Source organism: Ancylobacter sp. TS-1 (genome assembly GCF_009223885.1).
Taxonomy (GTDB): Bacteria; Pseudomonadota; Alphaproteobacteria; order Rhizobiales; family Xanthobacteraceae; genus Ancylobacter.
In genome coordinates, this window is the sequence record NZ_CP045144.1 from 1,507,309 (window position 1) to 1,522,117 (window position 14,809).

Annotated in this window: 13 protein-coding genes and 1 tRNA gene; 7 read left to right on the forward strand and 7 right to left on the reverse strand. The window is 68.7% G+C overall.

All coding sequences use genetic code 11. The annotated features are described in order from the left end of the window. Window positions 1-3 precede the first annotated feature (3 nt). Entirely contained in the window at window positions 4-597 is a 594-nt protein-coding gene (gene phnH, locus GBB76_RS07280) for a phosphonate C-P lyase system protein PhnH (RefSeq protein WP_152302688.1), read from the reverse strand. A gap of 1 nt (window position 598) precedes the next feature. After that, window positions 599-1,084 (reverse strand): phosphonate C-P lyase system protein PhnG, encoded by a 486-nt coding sequence (phnG, locus tag GBB76_RS07285; RefSeq protein WP_152302689.1) that lies wholly within the window; start codon window positions 1,082-1,084, stop codon window positions 599-601. Between the two features lie 107 nt (window positions 1,085-1,191). Here phnG and phnF point away from each other — a divergent pair, with 107 nt between their 5' ends. Together phnF and GBB76_RS07295 are read left to right on the forward strand one after the other, a co-directional pair. Then, entirely contained in the window at window positions 1,192-1,968 is a 777-nt protein-coding gene (gene phnF / locus GBB76_RS07290; RefSeq protein WP_152302690.1) for a phosphonate metabolism transcriptional regulator PhnF, read from the forward strand. Window positions 1,969-1,992: 24 nt separating this feature from the next. Further along, window positions 1,993-2,601: a pyridoxamine 5'-phosphate oxidase family protein gene (locus GBB76_RS07295; RefSeq protein WP_152302691.1), complete on the forward strand. Its 609-nt coding sequence runs from the start codon at window positions 1,993-1,995 to the stop codon at window positions 2,599-2,601. 6 nt (window positions 2,602-2,607) lie between these two features. Here GBB76_RS07295 and GBB76_RS07300 read toward each other — a convergent pair whose 3' ends face one another. Next, window positions 2,608-3,708: an alpha-hydroxy acid oxidase gene (locus GBB76_RS07300; protein WP_152302692.1), complete on the reverse strand. Its 1,101-nt coding sequence runs from the start codon at window positions 3,706-3,708 to the stop codon at window positions 2,608-2,610. A gap of 193 nt (window positions 3,709-3,901) precedes the next feature. Here GBB76_RS07300 and GBB76_RS07305 point away from each other — a divergent pair, with 193 nt between their 5' ends. Further along, window positions 3,902-4,498 carry a hypothetical protein gene (locus GBB76_RS07305; RefSeq protein WP_152302693.1) on the forward strand — a complete coding sequence of 199 codons (597 nt, stop codon included), beginning with the start codon at window positions 3,902-3,904 and terminating at the stop codon, window positions 4,496-4,498. Here GBB76_RS07305 and GBB76_RS07310 read toward each other — a convergent pair. After that, window positions 4,485-5,414 (reverse strand): metallophosphoesterase, encoded by a 930-nt coding sequence (locus tag GBB76_RS07310; RefSeq protein ID WP_152302694.1) that lies wholly within the window; start codon window positions 5,412-5,414, stop codon window positions 4,485-4,487. The two genes, GBB76_RS07305 and GBB76_RS07310, sit on opposite strands and share 14 nt — an antisense overlap. A 72-nt stretch (window positions 5,415-5,486) precedes the next feature. Here GBB76_RS07310 and GBB76_RS07315 point away from each other — a divergent pair, with 72 nt between their 5' ends. Further along, window positions 5,487-5,951 (forward strand): NUDIX domain-containing protein, encoded by a 465-nt coding sequence (locus GBB76_RS07315; protein ID WP_152304782.1) that lies wholly within the window; start codon window positions 5,487-5,489, stop codon window positions 5,949-5,951. A gap of 163 nt (window positions 5,952-6,114) precedes the next feature. After that, window positions 6,115-6,191: transfer RNA gene (locus tag GBB76_RS07320), tRNA-Met, on the forward strand. A 241-nt stretch (window positions 6,192-6,432) separates the two neighbouring features. Here GBB76_RS07320 and GBB76_RS07325 read toward each other — a convergent pair. From GBB76_RS07325 to GBB76_RS07335, 3 genes are all read right to left on the reverse strand, one after another. Next, the gene (locus tag GBB76_RS07325; RefSeq protein ID WP_162375516.1) at window positions 6,433-11,235 is read right to left on the reverse strand and encodes an autotransporter domain-containing protein; all 4,803 of its coding nucleotides are present in this window, start codon (window positions 11,233-11,235) and stop codon (window positions 6,433-6,435) included. A gap of 598 nt (window positions 11,236-11,833) precedes the next feature. Then, window positions 11,834-12,277 carry a BA14K family protein gene (locus GBB76_RS07330; protein ID WP_152302696.1) on the reverse strand — a complete coding sequence of 148 codons (444 nt, stop codon included), beginning with the start codon at window positions 12,275-12,277 and terminating at the stop codon, window positions 11,834-11,836. A 219-nt stretch (window positions 12,278-12,496) separates the two neighbouring features. After that, the gene (locus GBB76_RS07335) at window positions 12,497-12,934 is read right to left on the reverse strand and encodes a heme-binding protein (protein ID WP_152302697.1); all 438 of its coding nucleotides are present in this window, start codon (window positions 12,932-12,934) and stop codon (window positions 12,497-12,499) included. 221 nt (window positions 12,935-13,155) lie between these two features. On the opposite strand from GBB76_RS07335, the gene GBB76_RS07340 reads away from it, so the two are divergent. Continuing rightward, the gene (locus tag GBB76_RS07340; RefSeq protein ID WP_152302698.1) at window positions 13,156-14,139 is read left to right on the forward strand and encodes a TRAP transporter substrate-binding protein; all 984 of its coding nucleotides are present in this window, start codon (window positions 13,156-13,158) and stop codon (window positions 14,137-14,139) included. 144 nt (window positions 14,140-14,283) lie between these two features. Beyond that, window positions 14,284-14,802: a TRAP transporter small permease gene (locus GBB76_RS07345; RefSeq protein WP_246669068.1), complete on the forward strand. Its 519-nt coding sequence runs from the start codon at window positions 14,284-14,286 to the stop codon at window positions 14,800-14,802. Window positions 14,803-14,809: the final 7 nt, after the last annotated feature.

The following is a 14,809-nucleotide window of genomic DNA, read 5'->3' on the forward strand; positions in this document are numbered from 1 at the left end:
GGCTCAGCCCTCCCACACCGTCACGGAACGCGGCAGGCCGGCAACCCCGCCCGGCCCCACCAGAAGAAGATCGACGCCGAGCGGGAACAGCGCCCGGTTCGCCGTCATGCGCGCGGCGAAATCGGCCGGCAGCGGCGTGGCGCCGAAAGCGGTCCGCCCCTCGATGCCCGGCCCCTCCAGAAGGAGGCCGCCGGTGAAGTGCTCCACCTGCACGATCAGCGTGGCGGAGGCGTCCGGATAGTCCGGCGTGCCCTGCGCGAAGACGGCGAAGTCCGGCATGTCGGCCGGCTCGGCGATGAGCGCGAAACGCGCCTCGGCGGCCTCCTCGACAATCGTCGCGCCGGTGTGGAAGCGCAGGAATTCGGCCACCGCCGGCACGGCGGCCAGCGCGGGGTCGAGCCAGAGCGGGGTCTCGTAGTCGCACAGGGCGAGCGCCAGCGCCGCCGCCTCGGGCGAAAGCGGCGCGGGCGGGGCGAGGCCGGCATCGAGCGGCTCGACCCGGCCCGGCCGCGACAGCGCCCACATGGCGGCGCGGAAGGTAGCCTGCGACTCGAAGACAGGATCGTCGAAACCCCTGGCAAGAAGAGTGGCGGACATCTCAGTCCTCCCCGCGCACGAGGGTGAAGAAATCGACCTTGGTGGCCGCCGTCTCGGCGCGCAGCTGCGCCGCCTCGGCCTCCAGCCGCGCGCGGACGGGGGCCAGCGCCGCCTCCACCGCCGGACGGCGCGCGCCGTCCTGCCAGAGCGCGTCGACGATGGCCGCCGCGCGCGCCGCCGAAGCGTCGCGCCCGAGCCGGTAGGCGAAGCCGGTGGCGCCGCCCTCCAGCCGCACCGCCGCGCGGGCGACCGTCGCCTCGCCGAGATTGAACGGCGCCCCGTCGCCGCCGGTGCGGCCGCGCAGCATGACGAGGCCGATCTCCGGCGGGCGAAGGTCGGCGGCCGCGGGCACCGGCGCCAGCCGCGCCAGCATCGCCAGCATCGCGTCGAGTTCGCCCGATTGGGCCCGCGCCAGCAGCGCCATGGCGCTCTGGCGGGCGGCATGCGGGGCATGGCCGTCAGTGGAAGGTGTCTCGGATGGCTGCATTTTGGGATCCGCGCCCGACGGGCCGTGAAGGCCGTTTACATTTCGGCGGATTTGTATATTCATCTATACAAATAGGCAAGCGCAGTTTTGCAGCGGCGGTGAAACTTATGAGCGAGAGCGACGACAGTGCCGTGACGGAGCCGTCCCTTCCCGCGTCCGGCGAGGATGTCGCCCGGGGTACGGGCGTCGCCCTGTGGAAGCAGATCGCCGAGCGCCTCGAGGCGGAAATCCTCGACGGCCGGCTTGCCGCCGGCGCGCGGCTGCCGACCGAGATGGAGCTTTCCGAACGCTTCGGCGTGAACCGCCACACGCTGCGCCGGGCGCTGGCGGAACTGGCGGAGAAACGGCTGATCGAGGCGACGCCGGGGCGCGGCACCTTCGTGCGCGAGCCGCCGATCCGCTACCCCATCGGCCCGCGCACCCGCTTCTCCGAGATCGTCACCCGCGAGGGACGCGCCCCCAGCGGTCGCCTCACCGGCTCGCGGATCGAGCCGGCGAGCGCGGAGATCGCCACCGCCCTCGGCCTGCCGCCCGGTACCGAGGTGCTGCGCGTCGACATCGTGCGCGAGGCCGACGGCGTGCCGCTCAATATCGGCTCGCACTGGTACGAGGCCGCCCGCTGCCGCGACCTCGACCTCCTGGTCGCCGCCACCGGCTCGGTGACGCGGGCGCTGGAAACGCTCGGCCTCGGCGACTACCGCCGACTGGAGACCCGCATCACCGCCCGCCCCGCCGACGAGGAGGAGCGCCGCGAGCTCAGCCTGCCGGCCGGGCGCACCGTGCTGGTGGTCGACGCCATCAACGGGGATGCGCAGCGCCGGCCGATCCAGTATTCACGAGCCCGCTTCGCCGCCGACCGCGTGCAGCTCGTGGTGAAGAACTGACAGGTAGACCGGACAGCAATCGCCATGGCCCGCATCACCCGCCCCGAGCAACTGCGCGCGCTCTATGCCGAGCCGCGCGAGCGCAGCCGCCGCAAGGTGCTGCCGGCCATCGACCCGCATTCGCGCGCCTTCATCGGCTTCTCGCCGCTGGTCATGCTCTCCTCCATGGGGGCGGACGGGCACGCCGACGTCACCCCGCGCGGCGACGCCCCGGGCTTCGTCGTGGTCGAGGCCCCCGGCACGCTGCTTCTGCCGGACCGGCCGGGCAACAACCGGCTGGACACGCTGACCAATCTGATCGCCAATCCGGCGGTGGGCCTGCTCTTCCTCATTCCCGGCGTCGACGAGACGCTGCGGGTCAACGGACGCGCGGAGATCCGCGACGATGCCGACCTGCTGGCGCGCTTCGTCGTGAACGGCAAGGCGCCGGCCACAGTGCTGCGTATCGCGGTGGAGGAGGTCTATATCCACTGCGCCAAGGCGCTGATGCGCTCGCGTGCCTGGGACGCGGACAGCTTCCTGCCGCGCGACCGACTGCCCAGCATGGGCGAGATCATGCGCGACCAGCTCGGCATGGCCACCGCCGAAAGTCAGGCGGAGATGCTGGAGCGCTACCGCGCCACGCTCTACTGAGCCGCCTCAGCGGCCGTCCCGCCAGATCACCTGCGGCCCGATATCGGCCAGCGTGCGGCAGCCAGTGAGCACCATCGCCACCTCGAACTCGCATCGGAGAAGGTGCAACACGTGGGCGACGCCGGCGGGCCCGGCCACCGCCAGCGCGTAGAGGCAGGGCCGCCCCACCATCACCGCGCAGGCCCCGAGCGCCAGCGCCTTCAGCACGTCGGTGCCGCGCCGGATTCCCCCGTCCATCAGCACCGGCACACGGCCGGCGACCTGCCGGGCTATGAGGGGCAGGGCATCGAGGCTGGCCGGCACCGTGTCGAGCACGCGACCGCCATGGTTGGAGACGATGAGCCCGTCGGCGCCATGGGCGATGGCGAGCTCGGCATCCTGCGCCGTCATGATGCCCTTGAGCAGGATCGGCAGGCTCGTCAGCCCGCGCAGCCGGGCGATGTCGTCCCAGCGCGCGGCGACGTCGAGGAAGCCCCGGAACATCAGGCTTTCGCCCAGCGCCGCCTCGGCGATGTGGCTCGTGTGCAGCCCGCGCGTGTTGGCGTGCTCGGAGAGCTTGGGCGCGCGGTAGCCGGCGCGCTGCTCGCGGTTGCGCAGGCTGTGCACCGGCGCGTCGACCGTCACCACCAGCGCGCCATAGCCCGCCGCCTCGGCGCGGCGCACCAGATCGGCGGTAAAGCCGCGATCGTGCTGGATGTAGAGCTGGAACCAGAGCGGCGTGCGGGCGGCCGCCGCGATCTCCTCCAGCGTGACGTCCGATTCGGTGCTCGCCACCATGCCGGCGCGCGCCCCGCCCGCCCCGACCACGGTGGCGATCTCCGCCTCCGGCACGGCCAGCCCGTGATGGGCGGTCGGCGCCACGAGGATCGGATGGGCGAACTCCTGCCCGAACAGGGAAAGCCCGGTGCCGCCGCCGGTGAGCTCGCCGAGCACGCGCGGGGCGAGCTTCACCCGCTCGAACGCCTCGCGGTTCCAGCGGATCGTCGCCTCGTCCCCTGCCCCGCCGGCAAAATAGGCGTAGGCGGCCGGGCTGAGGCGCTCGCGCGCCAGCGCCTCATAGTCGTCCGGCGCCACCACGCCGGGCGGTATCGCGTAGTCCCTCGACATGCCGTTCCCGATGCAAGGCCCCGTGGTTCCCGGCCACGCGGCCGCGCCCTGTTCGCAGCTCCCCTGCCACTTCATAATCGCTTCCGGCTTCGCGTGCAGCATGGGGACGGACGAACGGCCCATTAACCGGGCGGTTCTATGATGCGGAAGGCGGCCTACGGGCCGCGAAGCGGGTAACGGGGATCCGGAGCGGATGGACGACGGCGAGAGCTATCGCGGCGATATGCCCGGCCTGTCGCTGCGCGACGCCCTGCGGGTGGCGCGGGTGGAGGCGGCCGAGCGCTCGGGCGTCATCGTCGAGTTGCGCGACGCCAGTCTCGCCCGCCTGTCCATGCTCAACGAACTGCTCGACCCGGTCTTCGCGGAAGTGCCGCTGGAGCATGCCGACCTGTTCGATCGCGGGCTGATGCCGGGCGAGACGCCGCGTCTCTTCGTCGACATGGTGGCCCATGTCACGCTCGGCCGCGACCGCCGGACCTTCCGCTTTCTGCAGGACACCCGCTCGGGACGCCACGTGCTGGCCGAGAGCACCAATCCGAACGACATCGTCGATGCGGTGACGCGCTACATCGCCCGCCGGCTGATCGCCCGCGAGCAGGCGCTGGTCGCCGTCGCCCTGCCGCCGGACGCCGAGCCGCACCCGGCCCCGCACCGGCCCGCGCATGAGCCGCGGGCCACCGGCCCGGCGGGCGGGCGGCACGGGGGTATCCCCTTCGTTCTCGGCATTCTGGTCGGCGTGCTCGCCATGCTGGTGCTGGCGCTGGTCCTGCCCGAGTTCAGGCTGCGCTGAAGCCCTGCGAGAGCACGCGCACCGTGCGCGTCGCCACGCCCGCGTCGCCGCTCTGGAAGCCGCGCGCCTCCAGCGTGCAGCGCCAGGGGAAGGACGCGTCCGCCACCCGCTCGATGCGGTAGAGATGATACCCACCCGGCCAGTGGCGGTCCTCCGGTCCGGCGGCGAAGGACGGCGCCTCGACGACCGGGATGAGGCCGGAATTCGGCCCCGGGATCATCTCCACCATCGGCACGTGATCATGGCCGCAGATCACCAGCTCGGCGCCGTGGCGCGCCAGCAGGGCGCGCACCGCCTCCTCGTCGATCAGCCGCTTATGGGCGGAGCGATGGCCGCAGGGCGGGTGATGGATCAGCACGACGCGGAACAGCCCTTCCGCCGCCAGCCCGTCCAGCACATGGCCGAGCCGCTCGCGCTGGTCGCGCCCGACCTTGCCGGTCGCCATGAAGGGATGGGTGGGAACCGCGCTGGAGACCCCGACCAGCGCCACCCCGCCGCGACGGCGCACGAAGGGAAAGGCGCTGGCGTCGGTGACGTCGCCGTTCACGCCGTCGCCGCGCATATAGTCGCCCCAGTTGAGCAGCGAGTGATGGGCGGTCGAGCGCACATAGGCATCGTGGTTGCCGGGCACGACGGTCACGTCCTGCCCCTCGCCCAGCGATTTCAGGAAATTGAGGCCGGTGGCGAACTCGGCGGCGAGGCCGACATTCACCAGATCGCCCGTCACCGCGATGTGGTCGGGCGCCATCGCCTTGATGTCGGCCACCAGCAGGTCGATCGTGGCAATGGAGAATCGGTGCTGGCGCCCGCGCCGCCAGTTGAGCACGCCAAGCGCCCTCTTGCCGGCGAGCTCGGCGAAGCGCGCGCGGGGGAGAGGTCCCAGATGGGCGTCGGTGACATGGGCGAGGACAAACACGGGGGCTTCCTTACCAGCCCCGGACGGGGGAAGGAAGGCGCGAGGGCCGAGCCCGGCAGCCTGCCCACCCCGATGCCGGCGTCGCGGCGGCTGCTGGTGCGCCTCATCCATGGCTGGGGCCGGCTGACCCGCTCCGTCACCCTCGGCGTGCGCGCCGTGGTGATCGACGAGGCCGGCGCCGTCCTCCTGCTGCGCCACAGCTACGTGCCCGGCTGGCACCTGCCGGGCGGCGCGGTGGACCCCGGCGAGAGCGCCGACGCGGCGGTGCTGCGCGAGCTTTTCGAGGAGACCGCCGTCACGCCCACCGCGCCGCCGCGCCTGCACGGGCTGCTGCTGAACCGGCATCTGGGCGGACGCGACCACGTGGCGGTCTATGTGATCGACCGCTTCGAGCGGGGCGTCGCCAATGTGCCCAATCGCGAGATCGTCGAGATCGGTTTCTTCGCCCCCGGCGCGCTGCCGCCGGACACTTCGCCGGCGACCCGGCGGCGCATTGCCGAAGTGCTGGAGGGGACGCCTGCCGACGCCCACTGGTGAAGACAGGCGGCGCGGAATGCGTCCGGACGCCTTGCGCCAGGCCGTTTCTCCGGGGCGGTCGTACCGAGTGGACCCTTTGCGGGACATTCCCGCCTTGACACCGTCCGGCCCCCTTCCTTATATCGCGCCACTCTGCGCTCCGGCCCCGCTGCCGGCGCGTCGTGGCGGGGTAGCTCAGCTGGTTAGAGCACGGGAATCATAATCCTGGGGTCGGGGGTTCAAGTCCCTCTCCCGCTACCACTACATCCGACGGAAATTCTTGATCGCTCGACGGCGAGGCCATTCGCGAAGGCCTGCCGCAGGCAAGCCCGTCCAGCCGGGTGCTGGCCGCGCCGGCGCGGCGCGGGCAACAATTCCGTGTTCCCTGTGGCGAGGATGCGTTGACACGGAGCAATGGTCGCGGCCTGGCACGAGCCCGCGCGGACGCGTTCGATCCACGCTGCGCGGACGGCTGCGTCGCCGTGGCGGGAAACCCGACGCCTCAGAACTTCCAGTCGAGGCTTCCGCGCACGCTCTGGTCGGTCGAGCCGTCGCCGAACTCGCCGCTATAGGCGATGCCGACATTCACGAAAGCGTTGACCGCCACGCTCATTCCGACATCGACCAGCAACGAGTCCTCGGCAATGGGCACGCCCGCGACGGTGAACGGCGTGCTGCCCATCTCGAACATGTAGGTCGACAGCGAATCCACGTCCCCGAAGGCGTGGCGCCAGCCCAGCAGTCCTTTGAGCGTCGCGACTGTCCGGCCGAAATTGACCGTCGACGCCGCGCGCAGGCCCAGCGTCGAGTAGGTGGCATCCATCGTCGAACTCGGGCTGTAGAGCGCCGCCAGCCCGCCGGTTTCGGCGAAGGCATCCGTGCCGAGATTCACATAGGCGAGGCCGACAAAGGGCTCGAAATCCACCGCGCCGAAACTCATGCCGTAGCCAAGTTCGCCGAACACCTGCGCCGTGCCGGCGTCGTAGTCGGCATTCAGCGTCCCGGGGAGCGGAAGCGGCGCGAAGCGCGAGGTGGACACGTCGTTCCAGGTATAGGCCGCGCCGGCGCGCAGGTTCACCGCCCCCCAGTTCGTTCCCGCATAGAGGGCCGCGTGATAATTGTCGCTGTCGCCGGTCGAAGAGCGCGCATTGACGTCGAAGCTCGTCCGGCTGTAGCCGCCAAGCACGCCAAGGCGCCAGTCGCCGAACAGCGTGTCGGCGCCGATGAAAAATCCGCCCGTGTCGCGATTGACGGAGGCGGCGTTGCCGTTGCCGTCCGTCGAGCCCCAGGAACCGAAGGCCTGGGACCAGATCGCGCTCACGGGCGCTTCGGCAACCGCAGGCTCGGCCTTCACCGGAAAGGCCGCCGCCGTCGGCGCGGGCGCGGCATAAGCCAGCGGAGCGACCACGATGCCGCTTGCCGCCTCCGGCCTGTCGGCGCTGGCCAGCCGGTCGAACACCGCGCTGCGCAGGAACTGGCTGTCATTGATCAGCACGCTCTTGGCCGATGGGCCAATCTCGCCCGACAGCAGGTCCACGGTGGGGCCGACCTGCACGTCGCTCAGGAAGGCGACCTCCTCGAAGAGCGGATTGCCATAGCCCAGCGATTGGACGGCATTGGCGGTCGCCCCCTGGTTGGTGGTGCGCATCATTGACGACCACGGGGCGTCGATGGCCTCGAAAGTCACGTCCACCGACGTGCTGGAATAGGAAATCAGCGCTTCGAGCAGCGGGCGGTTTAACGTCACCTCGAACCCGTCGCCCGTGACCTGCACCGTGCCCGAGGAGCCATCCGCGATTTCAATGATGGTGTAGGGCGTGAGCAGGCTGGCGCGGGACAGGATCAGCAGGCTGAGCTCGGCGTCATCGGCGATGAAGGCGTCGCCTTCCTGAAGGATAACCTTGTCGGACAGGGAGCCGTCGAACTCCACCTCATAGGCCGAGCCGGCGACGAAGTTCACATCCTCAACGACGGTAAGAACCCCCGGCGAGTTACCCGGCGCAAGCGTCGAGTTGGGGGTTAGCGTCACCGACTTCACGGTGCCCGAGCCCCCCAGCGTGCCGCCCTCCCCCACCGTGACGTCCGAATTGGCGATCGAGCCGTTGACGACGAGCTTGGCCGTGTCGACCGAGGTCGGGCCGGAATAGTCGTTGATGCCGCTCAGCGTGAGCACGCTGGGCGGAGCCCCCGGCGTCGAGCTGGAGCCCGAGACGTTCAGCCCGCCCGGGCCGGAAATCACGCCGCTGAACTCGGAGCCGCCCGCCGTCGGGGCGACGGTCAGGCTCGAACCCGCGCCGAGCACGACATTGCCGTCACCCTCGAGACCGTCGACGCTCTGCTCCACGCCCTGAAGCTCGAAGAAGGCGCCGGTCGTGACGCTGACCTGCGTGAAGTCGGACAGCGCGCCCTCGCTGGCGACGACGAGCGTGCCCTCCTGCACGAGGGTGGCGCCGGAATAGGTGTTCTCCGTGCCGTCGAGCACCAGCGTGCCCAGGCCGGTCTTGGCGAGCCCGCCGGCACCCGAGATATTCCCGCTCAGCGTGCCCGTCAGGCCGCCGCCGACATCGAAGCCGCCGATGACGCCGGACTGCAGCGTCACATCGTTGGTCAGCCCGAAGGTGCTGGCGAAGACGAAGCTGCTGGTGCCCTCGAAGATCATGTCGCCGGCGCCGAGTGCCCCGTCGACCGCGCGCAGCTTGCCGCCGGCGAAATAGGTGTCACCGATGTAGCTGTTCTCCGGCTTCGTCAGGTCGAGCAGCCCCTCGCCGCTCTTGCGCAGCGACCCCGTGCCGGAGAGCGTGCCGTTCCAGGTGGCGTCGAAGCCGTTGGTGTCGATCGTGGAGATCGACGTCCCGGTCAGCTCGGCGTCGACCGAGGTGGTCAGGCTGCTGCCGATCACCTTGATGGCGCCGCCGCCCAGGTTGAAGTCGTAGGAGCCGGTGGTGTTGCCGCCGCCGCCATAGAGGCCGAGCAGGCTCGCCCCGCCGATCTCCAGCGTGCCGCCATTGAGGTTGTAGGTGCCCGAGCCGTAGCCGCCGAGATACAGGCGCGAGCCGGCGATGCGCAGCGTGCCGCCGGTCTGGTTGATGACGCCCGTGCTGTTGGGCTGGCTGCCGGGATCGCGGTCGCCGATGACGAGATAGCCGTCGCTGATGTCGGGCGAGAGCTGCACGAGGCCGGTGCCGCTGATGTTCAGGGTGCCGCTGCTGGTCGGCCGGCTGCCGGCATTGCGGCCGATGGAGTGGCTGCCGCCCCCCAGCAGCAGCGAGCCGCCGCTGATGTTGTAGATGCCGGTGCCGCCCTGATTGCCGATATTGAGCGAAGCGCAGCTGTCGTCGTCGTCGCAGCTCTGCTCCAGCTGCACCGTGCCGCCGGTCTGGTTGACCGTGCCGGTGCCGCCGAAATCGCCGACTCGCAGGCCGACATTCAGGGTGAGCGTGCCGCCGGACACGGTGAGCAGGCCGGTCCCGCCGTCGCCGCCGACATTGATGTTGGACCAGTTCGTCGTGCCCGCGCTCTGCGTCATCGAGCCTTCGATGATGGTCGCCTCGCCCCGCTCCATCGTCGAGCCGTTGATCAGCAGATCTCCCGCACCCGCCTTGTAGAAGCGCCCGTAGAGCGAATCGTAGGCCCAGCCGTCCGACGTGATCGTGCCGGAAAAGGCCGCGCTCTGGCCCGCGCCGACGGAGGACACGAGGAAGCTGTCGCCGAGCTTCACCTCGCCGCCACCGGAGAGCGCCCCGATCTGGACGATTCCCGCGCCCGTACCGGGATTGCCGGCGTCGAGGGCGGTCAGGTCGAAGACGGTGCCGGCCCCTGCGGTGACGTCGTTGCCGATGCCGATGCCGTTCTTGTTGGTCAGCGCAAGCGTGCCGCCCGCGATGGCGACGTCACCACCATAGGTGCTGTTGTCGCCGCCGAGGCTCAGCGTGCCGGTGCCGGTCTTGGTGAGCCCGCCCGTACCGGAGATGACGCTGTTCCAGCTCAGCACGTCGGTGCCGTCGACCTGGATGGTCGAGGCGGCGTCGAAGCTGGTGGCGAAAGCCGATGAGGTGGTGAAGCTCTGGGAAGCGATCAGAGTGCCGCCGCCGAAGCTGAAGGTCGAATTGACGTTCCCGCCCGTGATGCCGTCGACGGTGAAGGTGCCGCCATTAAGCTCATAGCTGCCAATGCCGGAGCCATAGGTGATGCCGCCGATCACCGTCGCGGCGCCGCCGGACTGCACCACCTGGCCGGTCCCGGCGCCGCTGGCGATACGCAGGCCACCGTTCATCGTCGAGGTGCCGCCCGACAGGGTGTAGGAGCCCGTGCCGCCAGCGCCGATGATGACCTGGCCTGTGGAGGAGAAGGTGCCCCCGCTCTGGAGGAAGGTGCCGGACGTGCCCGCATCGCGGCCGAAGGTGACCCCGGTCGTCCCATCGACATTGAACGTGCCGGCCCGCAGGTCGTAAGTGCCCTGCCCGCCGGTGCCCCAGCCGAACCAGAAGGCATTGCTGCCAGTGTCTATCGACACGAGCGAACCGGCCCCGTCCTGCACGATCTTGCCCGTGCCCCCATCGACGCCGACGAACATCTGTGTGCCGCCGCCCGACACGACATCGGTCGTCGTGAACTGCGCGTTGCCGGTGACATTGAGTGTGCCGACGCCGCCGACGCCCTCGCCGAGATAGACCGTCGAAGCGGGCGTCAGGAAAAAGCTGCCGCCATTGAGGTTATAGGTGCCGGTTCCGCCGACCACGCCCACCTGAAAGGCGCTGCCGTCGAGATCCACCGCCCCGCCGGACTGGGTGAAGCTGCCACTGCCCGTATAGCCGATGTTGAGCGCCGAGTAGCCGTTCTCCTTGCCGAGCGACAGCGTGCCGCCGGTCATGCCGACCGAGCCCTCGGCACCGGCGCCGCGGCCGATGTTGAAACGACCATTGCCGACGAAGTCGACGGCCGCGCCCGAGCCGATGACGAAATGGGCGCCGTTCTCGACGTTCACGTTCGCATCGCCTGCCGGCGTGCCGGGGTCCGCAAGGAAATTGAGCTGTATGCCGGTCGCCGCGCCTGGAAGGGCAAGACCGGAGCCGATGACGACATTGCCGGCGGTCGAACCGATGGCGATATCGACGGTGTCGTTGTCCCCGGGCTGTGTCGCCTGCGGGATGAGGGTATCGAAACCGGCCTGGCCGGAGCCGTTCAGAGTCTCGGCATCGGCGGCGGGCGGCACAGCGACCGCCGCGGCGAGGACCGTCGCGAGCGCACCGGCAAAGGCACCCGCCTTGCCGATACGCAGATCCCTGCCCCGCCCCGAATCGGGCATCGGGCTCGACCTGCGCCCGGCCGGCAGGGACGCGATCTGCACCAGAGCGGTCGAGCCGTTCAAGCAATTGACGAAATTGCGACTTTCGTGCCGCCCCCCGACGCCAAAAGGCATCCCGCACGCCCCCTAAATATGCCGCATGCAACGCAAGATAGTGATTATGCGGGCATGAATAAACCGCAGCACCGTTCAAACGTCCAGTTCATTTTACCGACACAGAGAGTCTACAGCATCATGCGTTAGGCAAAATCGCTGAAATCGGTGCCATATGTAAGCGCCATGACTCAAAAAGACTCAGCCAGCCCTAGATTCAAACCGATATTACAACGCTTCTAGATTGACATAGATAGAAATAGACTGAAATATCATTCAAATTTTGAATTAAATACGTATATTCTGACGCCATGTGGGCTCCGGGCTTCGAAGCCCATCGCGCCCTGCACTCCGTGCGGAACATGACCGCAGCCCGGCCCTGTATCCCGCATTGCCGGCGCCGTAGGGGTGGGCGGGCCAGGGTGCCCGACCTCGCCGCCCGACATGCAAAAAGCCCGGCTGCGAGGCCGGGCTTTGCGTCGTCGGATGAAATGCGCGTCGTCGCTTAGTAGGGCGAGACGCACTGCTGGCGCGGCCCGTTATAGGGCTGGAAGGTGTTGTCATAGGCCCGGTAGGAACGGTACTGGCTGGCGCACCACTGCACATGGGCGCCGCCACCGCCTGCATAGGCCGGCGGTGCGGCATAGGTCGGCTGGTTGGCCATGGCGCCGATGGCACCGCCGATGATCGCGCCGGCCGCGAAGGCCCCGGCGGGATACCACCAGCCATTATATTGACGATAGCCGGGCCGGTAATAGTTGTAACCGCGGTAGCCGCGATAGTAATTTCGGCCACCACCGTAATAAGGTCCACGACGATAACGCACCTGCTCCACCTGCGAGCCCTGATTGCTCAGTCCCTGCGGGCTCCACGGAGCGGACATTGCCGGAACGACGCTGGATGTGAGCAGAGTTGCGGCCGCGGCGAGGGCGATATTGAACTTTTTCATCACGGATATCCTCCGAAATACGATGCGCTGGACATGTCGTAGCGGTGCCGGGATGAATGGCGACTGAACGACGACTGTCGCTTTCGTTCAGCTTGCCGCACGCGCATCCCGCCCGGCGGGCGCAACGGTCCTGAGCGCAAACGCACGAAGGGCGCCCGGCGTTCCCGCCGCGCGCCCTTGTGATCGGTAATGGAGGGGCTCCGCGACGGAGCCGCGCCGTCAGTCGGCGCCGGGATCGGCCTTGAGCCCGGCCGCCTCGATGCCGGCAATCGCTGCCGCCTCGTCATTCTCGGACGTGTCGCCGGAGATGCCGACCGCGCCGACGATCTCGCCGGACTCGTCGCGGATCAGCACGCCGCCGGGCACCGGCACCAGCGCGCCGCCGACCACGTCCGTCACCGAGGTGACGAAGAAGGCCTGCTCCTTCGCCCGCTTGAAGATCGAGCGCGAGCCCATGCCGAGCGAGAGCGCGCCATAGGCCTTGCCGTGGGCGACCTCGAAGCGCTTCAGGCTGGTGCCGTCCTCGGCGGCGGATACCTTCACCGCCCCGCGCGCGTCGAGCACCACGACGGCCATCGGCTTGAAGTTGCCCTTGCGGATGACGTCGAGGGCGGTGGACAGGATCGTCTGGGCGGCATTCAGGGTCAGGCTAGGCATGTTCGCTCCCTGGCTGGGCTGGCTCTTGCTGAGGCCGAATGAGCCTTTCGGTACGGCAACGTCAAGTCTCGCCTTGCCTTCTTCGGGAATTTTTGCATTCATAATTCATAGTTCGGTTGGTCTAGGATCGGCGTCACTCGTATGGCGTCGTTCACGGCAACGCCGCGCCAAGCCAGAAAGCACCGGAAAACCGGTCGACAGGAAACCCAAAGGAGCATGCCATGATCCGCTTCACGCGAATCGTGTCGGCATTCGCCGGCACTCTGTTGCTAGCCGCTACCGCAGTCGCCGAACCCGTCGAGGTCAAGCTCGGCCATGTCGGCGAGCCTGGCTCGCTGTTCGACCAGACCTCGCAGGAATTCGCCAAGCGCGCCAATGCCAAGCTGGGCGACAAGGGCAAGGTCGTCGTCTACGGCTCCAGCCAGCTCGGCGGCGACACCGAACTGCTCAAGAAGCTCAAGCTCGGCACCGTCGATCTCGCCCTCCCCTCGACCGTGATGACCACGGTCGCGCCGGAATTCGGCGTGTTCGAAATGCCCTATCTGGTCAAGGACCGCGATCATGCGGCCAAGATCCGGGAAGCCGTCATCAAGCCGGTGCTGGTGCCGATCGCCAAGGACAAGGGCTACGAGATCATCGCGGTCTGGGAGAACGGCATCCGCCACGTCACCAACAACACGCGTCCGATCAACAAGCCGGAAGACCTCAAGGGCATCAAGCTGCGCGTCCCGCAGGGCGTGTGGCGCGTGCGCATGTTCCAGGCCTATGGCGCAACGCCGAGCCCGATGGCGCTCTCCGAAGTCTTCGTCGCCCTGCAGACCGGCGTGATGGACGGGCAGGAGAACCCGCTCGCCCAGATCTACCCCTCGCGCTTCCAGGAAGTGCAGAAGTACCTGTCGATGACCGGCCATGTCTACACGCCGGCCTATCTCACCGCCGGCCGCAGCTGGTCGAAGCTGCCGCCCGACGTTCAGAAGGCGCTGACCGAGACCGCCATCGAGATGGAGCCGGTGGCTCTTGAGATCGCCGCCCGGCTCGACGGCGAGCTTCTCGGCAAGCTCAAGGAAGCGGGCATGCAGGTGAACGAGGTCGACAAGGCCGCCTTCATCGCCGCATCCAAGCCGGTCTATGAGGAGTTCGCGAAGGAAGTCCCTGGCGGCCAGAAGCTGGTCGACGACTCCCTCGCCCTCGGCAAGGGCTCCTGAGCCCGTTCCGGCCGGCCATCCTCGCGGAACGCCGGCCGGAACATTCCCGAACGCCCCCCTCCCGCCCCATCAGAACGCGCGGCCGATCGGCCGCGCCCGTGGAACAGGAACATGCTCGCAATCAGAAGATCCTACGACCGGATCTTGGAAGTCATCGCTGCCGCGCTGATGGCGGCCCTGACCGGCATCATCGTGCTCGGCTTCGTTTTTCGCGCCATCGATCTTTCGCTGGTCTGGTACGACGAGATTGCCTCGATCGGCCTGTGCTGGCTGACCTATTACGGCAGCGCCCTGGCGGCCCTGCGCGGCGCTCATATCGGCTTTCCGGGCATTGTGAACGCTTTCCCGCCGTCGCTGCGCGTCGCCAGCACCATCGTCGCGGAAATCATCGTGCTGGCGTTCTTCGTCATCCTCACCGTCACCGGCCTTGAGGTGCTCGACATCCTCCAGGGCAGCACGCTGGTCTCGCTGCCGAACGTGTCGCTGGTCGTCACCCAGTCGGTCATCCCGATCACGGCGGTGCTGTTCATCATCGCCGAGCTGATACGCTTCCCCGAGGTTCTCGCCGCCGCGCGGGGGGCCGGCTTCGAGGACCACGAGCTGAAGGAAGCGCTGGAAACCGTCCATGAATCGGCTCCTGCCGCGGGAGGCAACGTCCGATGAGCAGCAC